At 64.8% G+C, this 17499-nt stretch carries 17 protein-coding genes; all 17 read right to left on the reverse strand.

What is annotated here, in order from left to right:
* Nucleotides 1-160: 160 nt before the first annotated feature.
* Nucleotides 161-1345: a C17 cyclopropane fatty acid synthase CfaB gene (cfaB, locus tag BM297_RS19155; protein ID WP_092434760.1), complete on the reverse strand. Its 1185-nt coding sequence runs from the start codon at nt 1343-1345 to the stop codon at nt 161-163.
* Between the two features lie 197 nt (nt 1346-1542).
* Nucleotides 1543-3378 carry a glutamine--fructose-6-phosphate transaminase (isomerizing) gene (gene glmS / locus BM297_RS19160; RefSeq protein ID WP_092434763.1) on the reverse strand — a complete coding sequence of 612 codons (1836 nt, stop codon included), beginning with the start codon at nt 3376-3378 and terminating at the stop codon, nt 1543-1545.
* A 14-nt stretch (nt 3379-3392) separates the two neighbouring features.
* The gene (locus BM297_RS19165) at nt 3393-4157 is read right to left on the reverse strand and encodes a DeoR/GlpR family DNA-binding transcription regulator (RefSeq protein WP_092434766.1); all 765 of its coding nucleotides are present in this window, start codon (nt 4155-4157) and stop codon (nt 3393-3395) included.
* Nucleotides 4158-4473: 316 nt separating this feature from the next.
* The gene (gene glmU, locus BM297_RS19170; RefSeq protein WP_092434770.1) at nt 4474-5841 is read right to left on the reverse strand and encodes a bifunctional UDP-N-acetylglucosamine diphosphorylase/glucosamine-1-phosphate N-acetyltransferase GlmU; all 1368 of its coding nucleotides are present in this window, start codon (nt 5839-5841) and stop codon (nt 4474-4476) included.
* An 82-nt stretch (nt 5842-5923) separates the two neighbouring features.
* Nucleotides 5924-6358, reverse strand: coding sequence for a F0F1 ATP synthase subunit epsilon (locus BM297_RS19175; RefSeq protein ID WP_092434773.1), 435 nt, complete (start codon nt 6356-6358; stop codon nt 5924-5926).
* 76 nt (nt 6359-6434) lie between these two features.
* On the reverse strand, nt 6435-7811 hold the full coding sequence (gene atpD / locus BM297_RS19180; protein ID WP_092434776.1) for a F0F1 ATP synthase subunit beta: 1377 nt from the start codon (nt 7809-7811) through the stop codon (nt 6435-6437).
* A gap of 28 nt (nt 7812-7839) precedes the next feature.
* On the reverse strand, nt 7840-8709 hold the full coding sequence (atpG, locus tag BM297_RS19185) for a F0F1 ATP synthase subunit gamma (RefSeq protein WP_092434779.1): 870 nt from the start codon (nt 8707-8709) through the stop codon (nt 7840-7842).
* A gap of 50 nt (nt 8710-8759) precedes the next feature.
* Nucleotides 8760-10304: a F0F1 ATP synthase subunit alpha gene (atpA, locus tag BM297_RS19190; RefSeq protein ID WP_092434782.1), complete on the reverse strand. Its 1545-nt coding sequence runs from the start codon at nt 10302-10304 to the stop codon at nt 8760-8762.
* Between the two features lie 15 nt (nt 10305-10319).
* Nucleotides 10320-10856 carry a F0F1 ATP synthase subunit delta gene (locus BM297_RS19195; RefSeq protein ID WP_092434785.1) on the reverse strand — a complete coding sequence of 179 codons (537 nt, stop codon included), beginning with the start codon at nt 10854-10856 and terminating at the stop codon, nt 10320-10322.
* A gap of 12 nt (nt 10857-10868) precedes the next feature.
* The gene (locus BM297_RS19200) at nt 10869-11339 is read right to left on the reverse strand and encodes a F0F1 ATP synthase subunit B (protein ID WP_090313488.1); all 471 of its coding nucleotides are present in this window, start codon (nt 11337-11339) and stop codon (nt 10869-10871) included.
* Nucleotides 11340-11442: 103 nt separating this feature from the next.
* Nucleotides 11443-11670, reverse strand: coding sequence for a F0F1 ATP synthase subunit C (atpE, locus tag BM297_RS19205; protein ID WP_072325766.1), 228 nt, complete (start codon nt 11668-11670; stop codon nt 11443-11445).
* A gap of 65 nt (nt 11671-11735) precedes the next feature.
* The gene (atpB, locus tag BM297_RS19210) at nt 11736-12554 is read right to left on the reverse strand and encodes a F0F1 ATP synthase subunit A (RefSeq protein ID WP_092434787.1); all 819 of its coding nucleotides are present in this window, start codon (nt 12552-12554) and stop codon (nt 11736-11738) included.
* A gap of 15 nt (nt 12555-12569) precedes the next feature.
* Nucleotides 12570-12968: a F0F1 ATP synthase subunit I gene (locus tag BM297_RS19215; RefSeq protein ID WP_092434790.1), complete on the reverse strand. Its 399-nt coding sequence runs from the start codon at nt 12966-12968 to the stop codon at nt 12570-12572.
* Between the two features lie 145 nt (nt 12969-13113).
* On the reverse strand, nt 13114-13983 hold the full coding sequence (locus tag BM297_RS19220) for a ParB/RepB/Spo0J family partition protein (RefSeq protein ID WP_092434793.1): 870 nt from the start codon (nt 13981-13983) through the stop codon (nt 13114-13116).
* Nucleotides 13984-13993: 10 nt separating this feature from the next.
* The gene (locus tag BM297_RS19225) at nt 13994-14782 is read right to left on the reverse strand and encodes a ParA family protein (RefSeq protein WP_092434795.1); all 789 of its coding nucleotides are present in this window, start codon (nt 14780-14782) and stop codon (nt 13994-13996) included.
* A gap of 17 nt (nt 14783-14799) precedes the next feature.
* Complete coding sequence (gene rsmG / locus BM297_RS19230) at nt 14800-15447, reverse strand: 16S rRNA (guanine(527)-N(7))-methyltransferase RsmG (protein ID WP_092434798.1); 648 nt, start codon at nt 15445-15447, stop codon at nt 14800-14802.
* The gene (mnmG, locus tag BM297_RS19235; RefSeq protein WP_092434800.1) at nt 15447-17339 is read right to left on the reverse strand and encodes a tRNA uridine-5-carboxymethylaminomethyl(34) synthesis enzyme MnmG; all 1893 of its coding nucleotides are present in this window, start codon (nt 17337-17339) and stop codon (nt 15447-15449) included. The genes rsmG and mnmG overlap by 1 nt, the downstream gene beginning before the upstream one ends.
* Nucleotides 17340-17499: the final 160 nt, after the last annotated feature.

A 17499-nucleotide genomic window follows, 5' to 3' on the forward strand; every position in this document is an offset into this window, starting at 1 on the left:
TGCCCGACGGGCGTCAATGACTGTCGGTGCGCACGCGGATAGGCCGCAAAACCGAGCGGAATTGCCGTTTTTCTGGCGACAACGAAACAAGCCAAACCCAGCAAGGCGCACCGCCAACCGCTGCCGTCATACCGCAGTCGCTCCCCCGCCGCGCACGGGATCAGCGATAGATATCCGCCCGACTCCACGGCAGATCGTGGGAGCCATCCGCGCGCGGGCGCACGGCGAGGATCTGGTGCAGGTTGATCCAGTCGTGTTCGAAGCCGTAGGCGCAGCCGGCCAGGTACAGGCGCCAGATGCGCAGCGCCCGCTCGGGAACCAGCCGCGCCGCTTCCTCCAGATGCTGCTCCAGGCGCTCGCTCCAGAAGCGCAGGGTGCGCGCGTAGTGCAGACGCAGACTCTCCACGTCCACCACCTCCAGCCCCTGCTCGCTCATCCGCGCCACCGCGGTGGCCAGGTGCGGCAACTCGCCGTGGGGGAACACATAACGGTCGATGAACTCGCCCGCCCCCCGGCCAACCGGACGGCCGTCGGTGTTCTTCGCGGTGATGCCGTGGTTCATCACCAGCCCGCCGGGCTTCACCGCCTGATACAGGGTCCGAAAGTACAGGCCCAGATTGGCGTGACCGACGTGCTCGAACATGCCGACACTGACCACCTTGTCGAAGCGGCCATCGCTGGGCAGGTCGCGGTAGTCCTGCAGTTCCAGCTGCACGCGATCCTGCAGGTCCTCGGCCGCCACCCGCGCACGTGCCAGCTTGAGCTGCTCGCCGCTGAGGGTGATGCCGTAGACCTCGGCACCGAACTCGCGGGCGGCAAAGCGCGCCAGCCCACCCCAGCCGCAGCCGACGTCCAGCAGCCGCTCGCCGGGCTTGAGGCGCAGCTTGCGACACAGATGGCGCAGCTTGGCCTGCTGGGCGCTGTCCAGGTCTTCCGTGCCGGTCTCGAAATAGGCGCAGGAATAGACCATGTCGCGATCCAGCCACAGTCGGTAGAAGTCGTTGGACAGGTCGTAGTGGTAGTGGATGTCCTCGGCGTCGGTGGCCTTGTCGTGGGCGGGGCGCGGCTGCGCCGCCACCTCCTGCTCACCGAGCAGCGCCGCGCTGAGGGCATCGGCGATGCGGATCACCGCGTCGATCGGCCCCTGGATGTCCATCGCGCCCTCGACGTAGGCGCTGCCCAGCAGGGAGAGGCTGGGCCGACCGAGTCCGCTGAGCAACTGCGGGTCGCGCACCACCAGGGTCACCTGCGGCTCGGGGCCGAGATCCAGTTGATGGCCGTCCCACAGCCGCAGTCGCAATGGCAGTTGCAGATTGCGCAGGACGGGCGGAAGCATCGCCAGCATGTCCAATTCCCCTTCGATGGAAGCCATTTCAAGGGTAGACCAGTCCGGCGGGATTGTCGGGAGACACCGGGGCGGCATTGTTCCACGTGGAACATCATGGCTGGCCAGGCAAGGCAGCCCCGCTTCCCCGGACACAAAACGCCAGTGCCCGGCATAGGCCGGGCACTGGGGATCAGGCAATGGTGTGGCTGGCAGACTTACTCCACCGTCACGCTCTTCGCCAGGTTGCGCGGCTGGTCGACGTCGGTGCCCTTGAGCACGGCGACGTGGTAGGACAGCAGCTGCAGCGGGATGGTGTAGAGGATCGGCGCCAGCAGGTCGTGGATCTGCGGCATGGTCACCACATGGGTGCCTTCACCGTCGCTCATGCCGGCCTGCCGGTCGGCGAAGACGATCAGCTCGCCGCCGCGGGCGCGCACTTCCTGCAGGTTGGACTTGAGCTTCTCCAGCAGCTCGTTGTTCGGCGCCACGGTGACCACCGGCATGTCGCTGTCGACCAGCGCCAGCGGGCCATGCTTGAGTTCGCCGGCCGGGTAGGCCTCGGCGTGGATGTAGGAGATCTCCTTGAGCTTGAGCGCCCCCTCCATGGCCACCGGGTACTGTGCACCGCGACCAAGGAACAGCGAGTGGCTCTTCTCGGCGAACAGCGCGGACACCTGCTCCACGGTCTTGTCCATCGCCAGCGCCTCCTGCAGGTTGCCCGGCAGACGCCGCAGGGCGTCGACCAGTTCGGCCTCGACACCAGCGGCGAGGGTGCCGCGCACCCGACCGAGGGCCAGGGTCAGCAGCAGCAGGCCGACCAGCTGGGTGGTGAAGGCCTTGGTCGAAGCCACACCGATCTCGGGACCGGCGTTGGTCAGCAGGGTCAGGTCGGACTCGCGCACGAGCGAGCTGGTGCCGACGTTGCAGATCGCCAGACTGGCCAGGTAGCCGGCCGACTTGGCGTTGCGCAGGGCGGCCAGGGTATCGGCGGTTTCCCCGGACTGGGAGATGGTGACGAACAGCGAGTCGGGCTGCACCGCCACCTTGCGGTAGCGGAACTCGCTGGCCACCTCGACCTGGCAGGGAATGCCGGTCAGCTCTTCCAGCCAGTAGCGGGCGACCATGCCGGCGTGGAAGCTGGTGCCGCAGGCGACGATCTGCACGTTGCGCACCCGGGCGAACAGCTCGGCCGCCTGCGGGCCGAAGGCCTGCACCAGCACGTGATCGGAGCCCAGGCGGCCTTCGAGGGTGCGCTGCACCACCTTGGGCTGCTCGTGGATTTCCTTGAGCATGAAGTGGCGGTACTCGCCCTTCTCCGCCGCCTCGGCGCCCTCGTGGAACTGCACGGTGTCGCGCTGCACGACGCGGCCTTCGCCATCCCAGATCTGCACGCTGTCCTGGCGGATCTCGGCGATGTCGCCCTCCTCCAGATAGACGAAGCGGTCGGTGACCTGACGCAGGGCCAGCGGGTCGGAAGCGAGGAAGTTCTCGCCCAGGCCCAGGCCGATCACCAGCGGGCTGCCGCTGCGCGCGGCGAGGATGCGGTCCGGCTGCGCGGCGCTGATCACCGCCAGACCGTAGGCACCGTGCAGCTCCTTGACCGCCGCCTTGAGCGCATCGGCCAGGTTCGGCAGGCGCTGCAGGGTGTGGTGCAGCAGGTGGACGATGGTCTCGGTGTCGGTCTGCGAGGTGAACAGGTAACCGAGACCCTGGAGTCGCTCGCGCAGCTGCTCGTGGTTCTCGATGATGCCGTTGTGCACCACCGCCAGCTCCTCGCCGGAGAAGTGCGGGTGGGCGTTGGCCTCGCTGGGCACGCCGTGGGTGGCCCAGCGGGTATGGGCGATGCCAAGACGGCCGAGCAGCGGCTCTTCCACCAGCGCCTGTTCCAGCGCGGCGACCTTGCCGATGCGGCGGCTGCGGCGCAACAGGCCGTCGTTAGTGTAGACCGCCACGCCGGCGCTGTCGTAGCCGCGGTATTCGAGCCGCTTGAGGCCCTCGATGAGGATGGCACTGATATTACGCTCGGCAATCGCGCCGACAATTCCGCACATGCGTGTTCTCCTTGCTAGACGGCGGCGCAGATCAGCTTGATGCCACGCGCCAGGATCTGTTCGCGTGCCTCGGGCTCGAGGCGCGCATCGGTAATCAGAGTGTGGATGCTGCTCCACGGCAGTTCCAGATTGGGCATGCGCCGGCCGAGCTTGTCAGCCTCGGCCATGACGATCACTTCGCGGGCCACCTCAGCCATGACCCTCGACAGGCCCAGCAGTTCATTGAAGGTGGTGGTGCCGCGCGTCAGGTCGATGCCGTCGGCGCCGATGAACAACTGGTCGAAGTCGTAGGAGCGCAGCACCTGCTCGGCGACCTGGCCCTGGAACGACTCGGAATGCGGGTCCCAGGTGCCGCCGGTCATCAGCAGCACCGGCTCCTGCTCCAGCTCGCGCAGGGCGTTGGCCACGTTCAGCGAGTTGGTCATCACCAGCAGGCCAGGACGACGGTCGAGCTCGGGGATCAGCGCGGCGGTGGTGCTGCCGCTGTCGATGATGATCCGCGCATGCTCGCGGATACAGGCCGCCGCGGCGCGGGCGATGGCCTGCTTGTATGGCGACACCGGCTGGCTCGGCTCGGCGACCAGCTCGTGGGGCATCGGCAGCGCGCCGCCGTAGCGACGCAGCAGCAGGCCGTTGCTCTCCAGCGCGGCCAGATCCTTGCGGATGGTCACTTCCGAGGTCTCGAAGTGGCGGGCCAGCGCGTCCACGTGCACCTCACCCTGCTCGGCGAGCAGGGTGAGGATGGCGTGGCGGCGCTGCGGTGTATTGCGTTTCGACATGCCTAAGTTTCGATTCGTAACTTAACAGGTGTGAATCAAAACTCAGGAAGGCATGAACGTCAAGTGTCTGTGGATAGAACTATCCACAGATCGATGATCGGCAAGCAAAGAGCAGCCGGGGAAGCACTGTGGATAGTAAAGACTGCCGCAGCGTCATTTTTGTCCACAGGCCGAATCGCCGCTCAACCTGGATCGCCTGTGGAAAACCCTGCCGCCGGGTTTTCCACAGGCGGTAAAGCACACCGTGCACGATGCGCCCCGCGACAGTTATCCACATTGCGCAGGGGCGTCATGCACACCGACCGGCCGGCGTGGCTCAGGCCTTGGGCTTCTTCACCGGGCGCTGCCAGCCGTCGATGTTGCGCTGGCGCGCACGACCGACCGCCAGGGTGCTGGCCGGCACTGCGCTGGTGATCACCGAGCCGGCGGCGGTGGTAGCACCGTCGCCGATGGTGACCGGCGCCACCAGCGAGTTGTTGGTGCCGATGAAGGCATCCTCACCAATGACGGTACGATGCTTGTTGGCACCGTCGTAGTTGCAGGTGATGGTGCCGGCGCCGATGTTGCTCAGTGCACCGATCTCGGCATCGCCCAGGTAGGCCAGGTGGCCGGCCTTGGCGCCCTCGCCGAGCACCGCGTTCTTCAGCTCGACGAAGTTGCCGACGTGCGCCTTGGCGCCCAGCACGCTGCCCGGACGCAGGCGGGCGAACGGTCCGCAATCGGCGCCCGCGCCCAGTTCGGCACCTTCCAGATGGCTGTTGGCCTTGACCACCGCGCCGCGGCGCAGGGTGCTGTCGCGAATCACGCAGTTGGGGCCGATCTGCACATCGTCTTCGATGATCACCTTGCCTTCGAGGATCACGTTGATGTCGATCAGCACGTCGCGGCCGACCGTCACCTCGCCACGCACGTCGAAGCGCGCCGGATCCCGCAGGGTCACGCCCTGGGCCATCAGCCGGCGGGCCGCGCGCTGCTGGTAGTGGCGCTCCAGCTGCGACAGCTGCAGGCGGTCGTTGGCGCCCTGCACCTCCATGGCGTCTTGCGGCTGGGCGGTGGCCACGCTGAGGCCGTCGGCCACCGCCATGGCGATCACGTCGGTCAGGTAGTACTCGCCCTGGGCGTTGCTGTTGGACAGCCGGCCCATCCACTCGGCCATGTGCGCGCCGGGCATGGCGAGGATGCCGGTGTTGCCCTCGCGGATCGCCAGCTGCTCGGGACTGGCATCCTTCTGCTCGACGATGGCGGCCACCCGGCGTTCCGCGTCACGGATGATGCGCCCGTAGCCGGTGGGATCGGCCAGTTCGACGGTGAGCAGGGCCAGCTGCGCCGGGCCGGCGTGGGCCAGCAGGCGTTCGAGGGTGGGCGCCTCGATCAGCGGCACGTCGCCATACAGCACCAGCACCTGCTCGGCACTGATGAACGGCAGGGCCTGGGCCACCGCGTGGCCGGTGCCGAGCTGCTGCTCCTGGAGAACGAAATTCAGGTCGGCGGCGGCCAGGCGCTCACGCACCGCTTCGGCGCCATGGCCGATGACCACATGGATGCGCTGCGGGTTCAGCGCCCGGGCGGTGTCGATGACATGGCCCAGCATGGACTTGCCGGCGACCGGATGCAGGACCTTGGGCAGCGCCGAACGCATGCGGGTGCCCTGGCCGGCGGCGAGGATGACGACTTCCAGACTCATGACGTGATTTTCTCCATGAAAAGAAAAGGGGTAGCCGAAGCTACCCCTTTCATATACCTCAGGCGACCGGCCGCAATGCGGATCAGTGCGCCGAACCACCGAACTTCTTGCGCAGTTCCTGAATGGTCCGCAGCTGTGCGACAGCTTCGGCCAGACGCGCGGAAGCGGTGGAGTAGTCGAACTCGGCACTCTTCTCGTTGAGCGCCTTCTCGGCCGCCTTGCGGGCTTCGAGAGCCGCTGCTTCGTCGAGGTCGGCAGCGCGGATCGCGGTGTCGGCGAGGACCTTCACCATGTTCGGCTGCACTTCGATGAAACCGCCGGAGATGTAGTACACCTCCTGCCCGCCACCCTGCTTGATCACCCGCACCGGACCCGGCTTGAGATCGGTCAGCAGCGGGGCGTGGCCCGGCAGAACACCGATATCGCCCATGTTGCCGTGGGCGACGACCATTTCCACCAGCCCCGAGAACAGCTCTTCTTCCGCACTGACGATGTCGCAGTGGACTGTCATAGCCATATTCACGCCTCGGTAAGCAGGCGACGCTACCGGGGTAGCCGCCGCCTGGTCGAGCGCCCGCTAGCGGGCGCGCCAGTTACAGTTTCTTGGCTTTTTCGACAGCTTCGTCGATGGTGCCAACCATGTAGAACGCCTGCTCCGGCAGGTGATCGTAATCACCGTTGAGGATGCCGGCGAAACCACGGATGGTCTCTTTCAGCGGAACGTACTTGCCCGGGGCGCCAGTGAAGACTTCGGCCACGAAGAACGGCTGGGACAGGAAGCGCTGGATCTTACGCGCGCGGGATACCAGCTGCTTGTCGGCCTCGGACAGTTCGTCCATGCCGAGGATCGCGATGATGTCCTTCAGTTCCTTGTAGCGCTGCAGCACGTACTGCACACCGCGGGCGGTGTCGTAGTGCTCCTGGCCAACCACCAGCGGATCCAGCTGACGGGAGGTGGAGTCCAGCGGGTCGACGGCCGGGTAGATACCCAGCGAGGCGATGTCGCGGGACAGTACCACGGTGGCGTCGAGGTGGGCGAAGGTGGTCGCCGGGCTCGGGTCGGTCAGGTCGTCCGCGGGAACGTAGACGGCCTGCACGGAGGTGATCGAGCCGTTCTTGGTGGAGGTGATGCGCTCCTGCAGAACGCCCATTTCCTCGGCCAGAGTCGGCTGGTAACCCACTGCGGACGGCATACGACCCAGCAGCGCGGACACTTCGGTACCGGCCAGGGTGTAGCGGTAGATGTTGTCGACGAACAGCAGAACGTCGCGGCCTTCGTCACGGAACTTCTCGGCCATGGTCAGGCCGGTCAGTGCCACGCGCAGACGGTTGCCTGGCGGCTCGTTCATCTGACCGTAGACCAGGGCTACCTTGTCCAGAACGTTGGAGTCCTTCATCTCGTGATAGAAGTCGTTACCTTCACGAGTACGCTCGCCCACGCCGGCGAACACGGAGTAACCGCTGTGTTCCATGGCGATGTTGCGGATCAGCTCCATCATGTTCACGGTCTTGCCGACACCGGCGCCACCGAACAGACCGACCTTACCGCCCTTGGCGAACGGGCACACCAGGTCCATGACCTTGATGCCGGTTTCCAGCAGCTCGTTGCCGCCAGCCTGCTCCGCGTAGGACGGGGCAGCGCGGTGGATGCTCCAGCGCTCTTCCTCGCCGATCGGCCCAGCTTCGTCGATCGGGTTGCCGAGGACGTCCATGATGCGGCCCAGGGTCTGCTTGCCGACCGGCACGGAGATACCGGCACCGGTGTTGCTCACGGTCAGGCCACGCTTGAGACCTTCGGTGGAGCCCATGGCGATGGAACGAACCACGCCGTCGCCCAGCTGCTGCTGGACTTCCAGGGTGGTCTGCGCGCCTTCGACTTTCAGCGCGTCATAAACGCTCGGCACCTGATCGCGCGGGAATTCCACGTCGATAACGGCGCCAATGATTTGAACGATACGTCCGCTACTCATATCTGGTTCCTCTGAATATTTGAACCTGTTAAACCGCGGCAGCGCCGCCGACGATTTCCGAGATCTCTTGCGTGATCGCTGCCTGACGCGCCTTGTTGTAGATCAGCTGCAGATCCTTGATCAGCTGACCGGCGTTGTCGGTGGCATTCTTCATGGCGATCATCCGCGCCGCCTGCTCACAGGCGTTGTTCTCGATCACGGACTGATACACCTGCGATTCGACATAGCGAACCAGCAGGGCATCCAGCAGTTGCTGGGCGTCGGGTTCGTACAGGTAATCCCACAGGCCCTGCTTCGCGCCGTCATCGGCCTCGGTAGCGGGAGCCAGGGGGAGCAATTGTTCAACCGCCGGCTTCTGGGTCATGGTGTTCACGAACTTGTTGGACGCCAGGTACAGGCGATCCAGCGATCCTTCGTTGAACCTGTCGAGCATGACCTTGACGCTGCCGATCAGATCGTTGACCGACGGCGCATCACCCAGGTGGCTGATCGCAGCGACCACGTTGCCGCCGTAGCTGCGGAAGAAGCTGGCGCCCTTGCTGCCGATGACGCAGAACTCTGCCTCAACGCCGGCATCGTGCCAGTCCTTCATGTTTTTGATCAGGGCCTTGAACAGGTTGATGTTCAGGCCACCGCAGAGACCACGGTCACTGGATACCAGGATGTAGCCGACACGCTTGACCGGACGCTCCACCATGAAGGCATGGCGGTACTCCGGGTTGGCCTTGGCCAGGTGACCGATCACCTCACGGATACGCACCGCGTACGGACGACCGGCAGCCATGCGCTGCTGAGCCCTGCGCATCTTGCTGACCGCCACTTTCTCCATGGCGTTGGTGATCTTCTGCGTGCTCTTGATGCTCGCAATCTTGCTGCGAATCTCTTTTGCGCCTGCCATGTGACACCTTTCGGGTTAGCAGGCGGGAGCCTTGCGGCTCCCGCTGCGGCTTACCAGCTCTGAGTGGCCTTGAACTTCTCGATGCCGGCCTTGAGGCCTGCGTCGATTTCGTCGTTGAAGTCGCCCTTCACGTTGATCTTCGCCATCAGGTCGGCGAACTCGCGGTTGAAGAAGGCGATCAGGCCCTGCTCGAAGGCGCCAACTTTCTTCACGTCGACGTCAGCCAGGAAGCCACGCTCGGCGGCGTACAGGGACACCGACATGTCGGCGATCGACATCGGCGCGAACTGCTTCTGCTTCATCAGTTCGGTAACGCGCTGACCATGGTCGAGCTGCTTGCGGGTCGCATCGTCCAGATCCGAGGCGAACTGGGCGAAGGCCGCCAGTTCACGGTACTGGGCCAGCGCGGTACGGATGCCGCCGGACAGCTTCTTGATGATCTTGGTCTGGGCGGCGCCACCAACGCGGGATACCGAGATACCGGCGTTGACCGCCGGACGCAGACCCGAGTTGAACATGGCCGATTCCAGGAAGATCTGACCGTCGGTGATCGAGATCACGTTGGTCGGAACGAACGCGGAAACGTCGCCAGCCTGGGTTTCGATGATCGGCAGCGCGGTCAGCGAACCGGTCTTGCCAGTCACGGCACCGTTGGTGAACTTCTCGACATACTCTTCGGAAACGCGGGAAGCGCGCTCCAGCAGGCGGCTGTGGAGATAGAACACGTCACCCGGGTAGGCTTCGCGGCCCGGCGGACGGCGCAGCAGCAGGGAGATCTGGCGGTAGGCCACGGCCTGCTTGGACAGGTCGTCGTACACGATCAGAGCGTCTTCACCGCGGTCGCGGAAGTATTCGCCCATGGTGCAACCGGAGTACGGTGCCAAGTACTGCAGGGCAGCGGATTCGGAAGCGGACGCAGCCACCACGATGGTGTTGGCCAGCGCGCCGTGCTCTTCCAGCTTGCGCACCACGTTGGCGATGGTCGACTGCTTCTGACCGATCGCCACGTACACGCACTTAATGCCGCTGTTCTTCTGGTTGATGATGGCGTCGATGGCCATCGCGGTCTTGCCGATCTGGCGGTCGCCGATGATCAGCTCGCGCTGGCCACGGCCTACCGGGATCATCGCGTCGACCGACTTGTAGCCGGTCTGTACCGGCTGGTCGACCGACTTACGCCAGATCACGCCCGGAGCGACCTTCTCGACCGCATCGGTTTCCTTGGCGTCGATCGGGCCCTTGCCGTCGATCGGGTTGCCCAGGGCATCGACCACACGACCCAGCAGTTCCGGACCAACCGGAACCTCGAGGATGCGGCCGGTGCACTTGGCGCTCATGCCTTCGTTCAGGCTCTGGTAGCTGCCCAGTACCACGGCGCCAACGGAGTCCTGCTCCAGGTTCAGCGCCATACCGTAGACGCCGCCCGGGAACTCGATCATTTCGCCGTACATTACATCGGCCAGACCGAAGATACGCACGATGCCGTCAGATACGCTGACGACGGTGCCTTCGTTACGGGCCTGCGCGGTCACATCAAGCTTGGCGATACGCTGCTTGATGATTTCGCTAATTTCGGAAGGATTCAGTTGCTGCATGCCATGCCCCTCAAATCAGGATTTCAACGCTTCGGCCAACTGGTTCAGTTTGCCGCGGACCGAACCGTCGATAACCAGGTCACCCGCACGAATGATCAAACCGCCGATAAGGGCGGGATTGACGACCGGGGTAGGCTGGACGGTACGATCTAGCCGCTTCGACAAGGCGGCAGCCAGAGTTTGGAGTTGTTCGGCGCTCAGTTCGTGAGCCGTTTCGACCTCGACCTCGATCGAACGCTCGGCTTCCGCCTTGAGCAGCTCGAACTGGTCGCGCACGGTCGGCAGCAGCTCCAGGCGATCGTTTTCACCCAGTGCCGCCACGAAGTTGCGGAACGACTCGTCGATGCTTTCAGCGCACAGCTGAACCAGAACCCCGGCCTTGCGGTCGTGGGTCAGGGCCGGGTTATGCAGCTGGGCGATGACTTCGGGAGACTCCACGAAGGCGGCGCTCAGAGCCAGCATGTTCGACCAGGCATCGGTTTGTTTGGCGGCGGAAGCGAACTCGAAAGCGGCTTTCGCATAAGGCCGAGCAAGCGTATTGATAGTTGCCATCGCTCGCCTCGCTTAGAGTTGGGAGGCCAGTTTTGCGACCAGATCGTTGTGTGCCTTGGCGTCCACGGAGGACTCCAGGATCTTCTCGGCACCAGCGACGGCGAGAGCCGCTACCTGGGCGCGCAGTTGATCCTTGGCGCGATTCACTTCAACCTCGATTTCGGCCTTGGCGGCGACAAGCAGACGCTCGCCTTCGCTACGGGCCTGCTGCTTGGATTCCTCGACGATCGCGTTGGCGGTCTTGCTCGCCTTGTCGAGAATCTCGGCAGCCTGCTCCTTGGTTTCACGGAGCGTCTGGGCAGCTTTTTCCTGGGCCAGTTGCAGGTCGCGCTGGGCACGGCCGGCGGCATCCAGACCTTCGGCAATTTTCTTCTGGCGGGCTTGCATGGCAGCCGTGATCGGCGGCCACACAAACTTCATGGTGAACCAGACGAAAATAGCGAAGGAAATCGTTTGACCGAACAGCGTCAAGTTAATGTTCACAGCGATTTACCTCGTGCTATCTCGTGGGTCCGGGTAGTCAGAGCCTCGGCAGGCCGGACTGCGCGCTGGCGCAGACCGGCCAAAAATCCGCGGATGCCTGAACTTAGCCGGCAACAACGAAGATGAGGTACATCGCGATACCAACGCCGATCATCGGCACGGCGTCGAGCAGACCGGCCATCAGGAAGGTCTTGGTTTGCAGCTGGGCGCCCAGCTCCGGCTGACGCGCGGTGGATTCCAGCAGCTTGCCGCCCAGCAGGGCGAAGCCAATACCGGTGCCCAGAGCACCCAGACCGATCATGATGGCGGCGGCGATGTAGACGAGTTCCATAACAGCTCCTGAGGTTTTTTAAAGGTTAAGGTTTCGTGGTTAAGACTAGGGTTGGTTCCACTGACTCAGTGGTGGTCTTCGTGGGCAGCGCTCAGGTAGACCACTGTCAGCACCATGAAGATGAAGGCCTGCAGCGGGATCACCAGGATGTGGAAGATCGCCCAAGGCACATTCAGGAACGGCTGCGCGAAGAACGGCAGCAGGGCGATGAGGATGAACACCACCTCACCGGCGTACATGTTGCCGAACAGACGCAGGGCGAGACTCAGCGGCTTGGTCAGCAGGCCGAGGATCTCGAGGAACAGGTTGAACGGGACCAGCGACCAGTGGTTGAACGGGGTGAACGCCAGCTCCTTGGTGAAGCCGCCGAAGCCCTTGACCTTGACGCTGTAGAACAGGATCAGGATGAACACGCCGAGGGACAGGCCGAAGGTGCCGTTCGGGTCGGCGGTCGGCACGATCTTGAAGTAGGGCACGCCCATCAGGCTGGCCAGACCCGGGATGTAGTCGACCGGGATCCACTTCAGGCTGTTCATCAGGAACACCCAGACGAAGATGGTCAGCGCCAGCGGGGCGACCACCGGGTTGCGGCCGTGGAAGGTGTCCTTGACCACGCCCTCGACGAACTCGATGACCATTTCCACGAGGTTCTGCAGGCCGCTGGGAACACCGGCGTTGGCCCGCTTGGCGACGCGACTGAACAGGAACAGGAACACCATGCCCATCGCCACCGACCACCCGAGGGTGTCGACGTGGATGGCCCAGAAGCCCATTTCCTTCACTTGTTCGTGGTTCTGGGCAAAGCTCCAGCCGTTTACCGGGTGGGAGCCAAAGACCAGGTTCTGCAGGTGGTGCTGAATGTATTCAGCCGGTGTGTTAGCCATAAACGCCTCAATGCTCTAATGCTTTGGAAAGCCTTTCACCAGCAGGAGGGAACATGCGGAGGTGCCTAGCACCAGTCCGTAGCCGACAAACAGCGCCGCCACGTTCAACCGCTCCACTCCTGCAAACACCAGCGCAAACAACGCTGCCGTCAGAATCAGTTTGCCCATCTCGCCCGACCAGAAGGACTGGACGATGGCGTCGACCGAACGCGCTCCGAAGTAACGAAACGCTTTGTACGTGAAGTACAGGTTCGGCACCAGCGCTATCATGCCGCCGAGCAGCGTGGAGTATCCGGCAACCGGACCCTTCCACAGCCAACCGACTGTAGCAGCCAGCACAGCCACCGCCAGCTGCGTCAGCAGCAACGGAAACACCGCCAGGCGATGCAGGGGGGTCTTGTTGCGAATTTTCACCGCGTTGCCCCGCTTCCGTGTTGCTGGACCGTCTGCAGCGCAGACTCTATGCCGGCAAAAATTGCGCCGGGAGTATAGGGGGGTAAATTCCCCCGTTCAACTGTCAGGTAGTCAAAAATAGCCATTCGCTACATGTCCGCATATGTCAGCGGATATGCGCCAGCACGCCCTGCAACTCATCCAGCGAGCTGTAGCGGATCACCAGCTGGCCCTTGCCCTTGTCGCCGTGGCGGATCTGCACCGCCGCGCCAAGGCGCTCGGCCAGGCGCTGCTCGAGGCGGGCGATGTCCGGATCGGCCTTGACCGCGACTGCTTCGGGCTTGCCGCTCAGCCACTGGCGAACCAGCGCTTCGGTCTGCCGAACGGTGAGGCCGCGCGCGACAACATGTCGCGCCCCTTCCACCTGCTGCGCGGCCGGCAAGCCGAGCAGCGCACGGGCGTGGCCCATCTCCAGATCGCCATGGGCCAGCAGGGTCTTTACTTCATCCGGCAGGGCAATGAGACGCAGCAGGTTGGCAATGGTCACACGCGATTTGCCCACCGCGTCGGCGACCTGTTGCTGGGTCAGCTGGAAATCCTGCTGCAGGCGCTGCAGGGCGACGGCTTCCTCGATCGGATTGAGGTCCTCGCGCTGGATGTTCTCGATCAGCGCCATGGCGATCGCCGCCTCGTCGCTGACCTCGCGGACCAGCGCCGGGATGCGCTCCAGGCCGGCCAGCTGGCTGGCCCGCCAGCGCCGTTCGCCGGCGATGATCTCGTAGCGCTCGCCATCGATCGGACGCACCACGATCGGCTGCATCAGGCCCTGGCGGCGGATCGACTGCGCCAGCTCCTCGAGCGCCTGCGGATTCATGTCGCGGCGCGGCTGGTACTTGCCGCGCTGCAGCAGGTCGAGCGGCAGCTGCTGCAGCTCCTGGCGATCGACCTTGGCCGCCTGCTCCTGCAGAGCGCTGACGCTGGTGCCGCCGAGCAGGGCGTCCAGGCCGCGACCGAGACCGCGTTTCTTCACAGCCATGTGCTACTCCTCAAGCGGTGACGGCGCGCTTGACGCGGCGCTGACGGGTGACCAGTTCCCTGGCCAGTTCCAGGTAGGCCCTGGCCCCGCGCGAGGCCTTGTCGTAGACCAGCGCCGGCATGCCGTGGCTGGGTGCCTCGGCCAGGCGCACGTTGCGCGGGATGGTGGTTTCGTAGAGGGTCTCGCCGAAGTGCGCCTGCAGCTGCGCGGTGACCTCGTTGGTCAGGCCGATGCGCGCGTCGTACATGGTGCGCAGGATGCCCTCGATGCGCAGGCTCGGATTGAGCAGCTGGCCGATGCGCTGGATGCTGTTGACCAGGTCGGACAGCCCTTCCAGTGCGTAGTACTCGCACTGCATGGGGATGATCACCCCGTCGGCGGCGACCAGCGCGTTGATGGTCAGCATCGACAGCGCCGGCGGGCAGTCGATCAGGATGAAGTCGTAGTTGTCGCGGATCGGCGCCAGCGCCTGGCGCAGGCGCTGCTCCTTGTTCGGCAGGTCGAGCAGGGTGACCTCGGCGGCGGTGAGGTCGCGGTTGGCCGGCAGCAGCTGGTAGCCGCCGTGCTCGGAACTCTGCATGGCCTGGGCCAGGTCGCAGTTGCCGACCAGCACGTCGTAGACCGAATGCTCGAGATTGAGCTTGTCCACGCCGCTGCCGGTGGTGGCGTTGCCCTGCGGATCGAGGTCGATCAGCAGCACACGGCGCTGGGTGGCCACCAGCGAGGCGGCCAGGTTGACGCAACTGGTGGTCTTGCCCACCCCGCCCTTCTGATTGGCGATCGCAAATACTTTAGCCATGCTCGGCAGTCTCTCCCTTAGGCGCTGCGGCGCAGTATCAGCAGATGGCGCTGGCCCTGGCAACCGGGCACCTGCAGCACATGTTCGGCTTCGACGCGAAAGTCCGCCGGCAACGCGGCGAGTTCGTCGTGTGGATATTGGCCCTTCATCGCCAGCCAGCGGGTCTCGGCGTCGCCCAGATGGCGGGTCCAGTGGGCGAAATCCGCCAGCGAGCTGAACGCCCGCGACACTATGCCGGCAAACGGCTGCGCCGGTTGGAAGTTTTCCACCCGGCTGTGGACAACTTCCAGGTTGGCCAGCTTGAGTTCCAGCTTGACCTGGGTCTGGAAGCGGGTCTTCTTGCCGTTGGAATCCAGGGTGGTGAAGCGCCGCTCGGGGAACAGGATGGCCAGCGGGATGCCCGGCATGCCGCCGCCGCTGCCGACGTCCAGCCAGCTGTCGCCGCCCGCGCGGACGAACGGCACCAGGCTCAGGCTGTCGAGCAGGTGGCGCGACACCATCTCGTCGGGATTGCGCACGGCGGTGAGGTTGTAGGCCTGGTTCCACTTGATCAGCAGGGCCAGGTAGGCGAGCAGCTGTTGCTGCTGCAGGTCGTTCAGCTCGACACCGAGCTGGGCGGCGCCGCGCGCCAGTTCGGCGGCGTGGGCCGGGGTCACGGCGGACATCAGAGGTTCTGCTCCAGCTGGCGGCCGGCGCCGCGTTTCTTCAGGTGAATCAGCAGCAGCGACACGGCCGCCGGGGTGACTCCGGGAATCCGCGAAGCCTGGCCGAGGGTCTGCGGGCGGGCGGCGCCGAGCTTGCCCTGGATTTCCTTGGACAGCCCGGAAATGCCGGCGTAGTCGAGGTCGTCCGGCAGCGCGGTGTCCTCGCTGGCGCGCAGGCGCTCGATCTCCTCCTGCTGGCGGTCGATGTAGCCGGCGTACTTGATGCGGATTTCCACCTGCTCGGCCACCTGCGGGTTATCCACAGACTCGCCGGTGATCTCGGCCAGTCCGGCGTAGTCGATCTCCGGACGGGCCAGCAGGTTGTGCAGGTTGTACTCGTGGGTCAGCGGGGTGCCGAAGCGCGCGACGATGGCGTCGCCCTGGGCGGTGCCCGGACGCACCCAGCTGCTCTTCAGGCGCTGTTCCTCGCGCTCGATGCCCTCGCGCTTGGCGCAGAACGCCGCCCAGCGGCGGTCGTCGACCAGACCCAGTTCGCGGCCCTTCTCGGTCAGGCGCAGGTCGGCGTTGTCCTCGCGCAGGATCAGCCGGTACTCGGCGCGCGAGGTGAACATGCGGTACGGCTCCTGGGTGCCGAGGGTGATCAGGTCGTCGACCAGCACGCCGATGTACGCCTCGTCGCGGCGCGGACACCAGGCCTCGCGGCCTTGGGCGCGCAACGCGGCGTTGGCGCCGGCGAGCAGGCCCTGGGCGCCGGCTTCCTCGTAGCCGGTGGTGCCGTTGATCTGCCCGGCGAAGAACAGCCCGCCGATCACCTTGGTCTCCAGCGAGTACTTGAGGTCGCGCGGATCGAAGAAGTCGTACTCGATGGCATAGCCGGGACGCACGATGTGGGCGTTCTCCATGCCGCGGATCGAGCGGACGATCTGCAGCTGCACGTCGAACGGCAGCGAGGTGGAGATGCCATTGGGATACAGCTCGTGAGTGCTCAGGCCTTCCGGCTCGATGAACACCTGATGGCTGTCCTTGTCGGCGAAGCGGTGGATCTTGTCCTCGATCGACGGGCAGTAGCGCGGGCCGATGCCCTCGATCACCCCCGAATACATCGGCGAGCGGTCCAGGTTGCCGGCGATGATCTCGTGGGTGCGCGCGTTGGTGTGGGTAATCCAGCAGCTGACCTGCTGCGGATGCTGCTCGCGCGAACCGAGGAACGACATCACCGGCACCGGGTTATCCCCAGCCTGCTCGGTCATCAGCGAGAAATCCACCGAGCGGCCGTCGATGCGCGGCGGCGTGCCGGTCTTCAGGCGGCCGACGTGCAGCGGCCGCTCGCGCAGGCGCCTGGCCAGGGCCAGCGACGGCGGATCGCCGGCGCGTCCCCCGGAGTAGTTCTGCAGACCGATGTGGATAAGTCCGCCGAGGAAGGTGCCAGCGGTCAGCACCACGTTGTCGGCGTGGAATTTCAGGCCCATCTGGGTGACCACACCGCGCACCTGTTCGCCCTCGACGATCAGGTCGTCGGCGGACTGCTGGAATATCCACAGGTTCGGCTGGTTTTCCAGGATGCGGCGCACTTCGGCCTTGTACAGCGCGCGGTCGGTCTGCGCGCGGGTCGCCCGTACCGCCGGGCCCTTGCGGCTGTTGAGGATGCGGAACTGGATACCGCTCTTGTCGGTAGCCTCGGCCATGGCGCCGCCGAGGGCATCGATTTCCTTGACCAGATGGCTCTTGCCGATCCCGCCGATGGCCGGATTGCAGCTCATGTGGCCGAGGGTTTCCACGTTGTGGGTTAGCAGCAGGGTTTTCACCCCCATGCGTGCTGCTGCCAGTGCCGCTTCGGTACCGGCATGGCCGCCACCGATGACGATCACATCAAAACGGGAAGGGAAATCCACCACGCACCTCGTGCCTGTTTGGGAAGGGAATTCAGAGAGCCGCGCAGTATAGAGGCTTATCCGGGGTGAATGAAGCAGTGTGGACAAAAAATAGCCAGTCGGTCGGGGGATCGATCGGAATGCGTGATCAACAAGAAAAGAGAAAGAAGGATTTTTTAAA

It is taken from the genome of Geopseudomonas sagittaria (assembly GCF_900115715.1).
In the GTDB taxonomy this organism is placed as follows: domain Bacteria; phylum Pseudomonadota; class Gammaproteobacteria; order Pseudomonadales; family Pseudomonadaceae; genus Geopseudomonas; species Geopseudomonas sagittaria.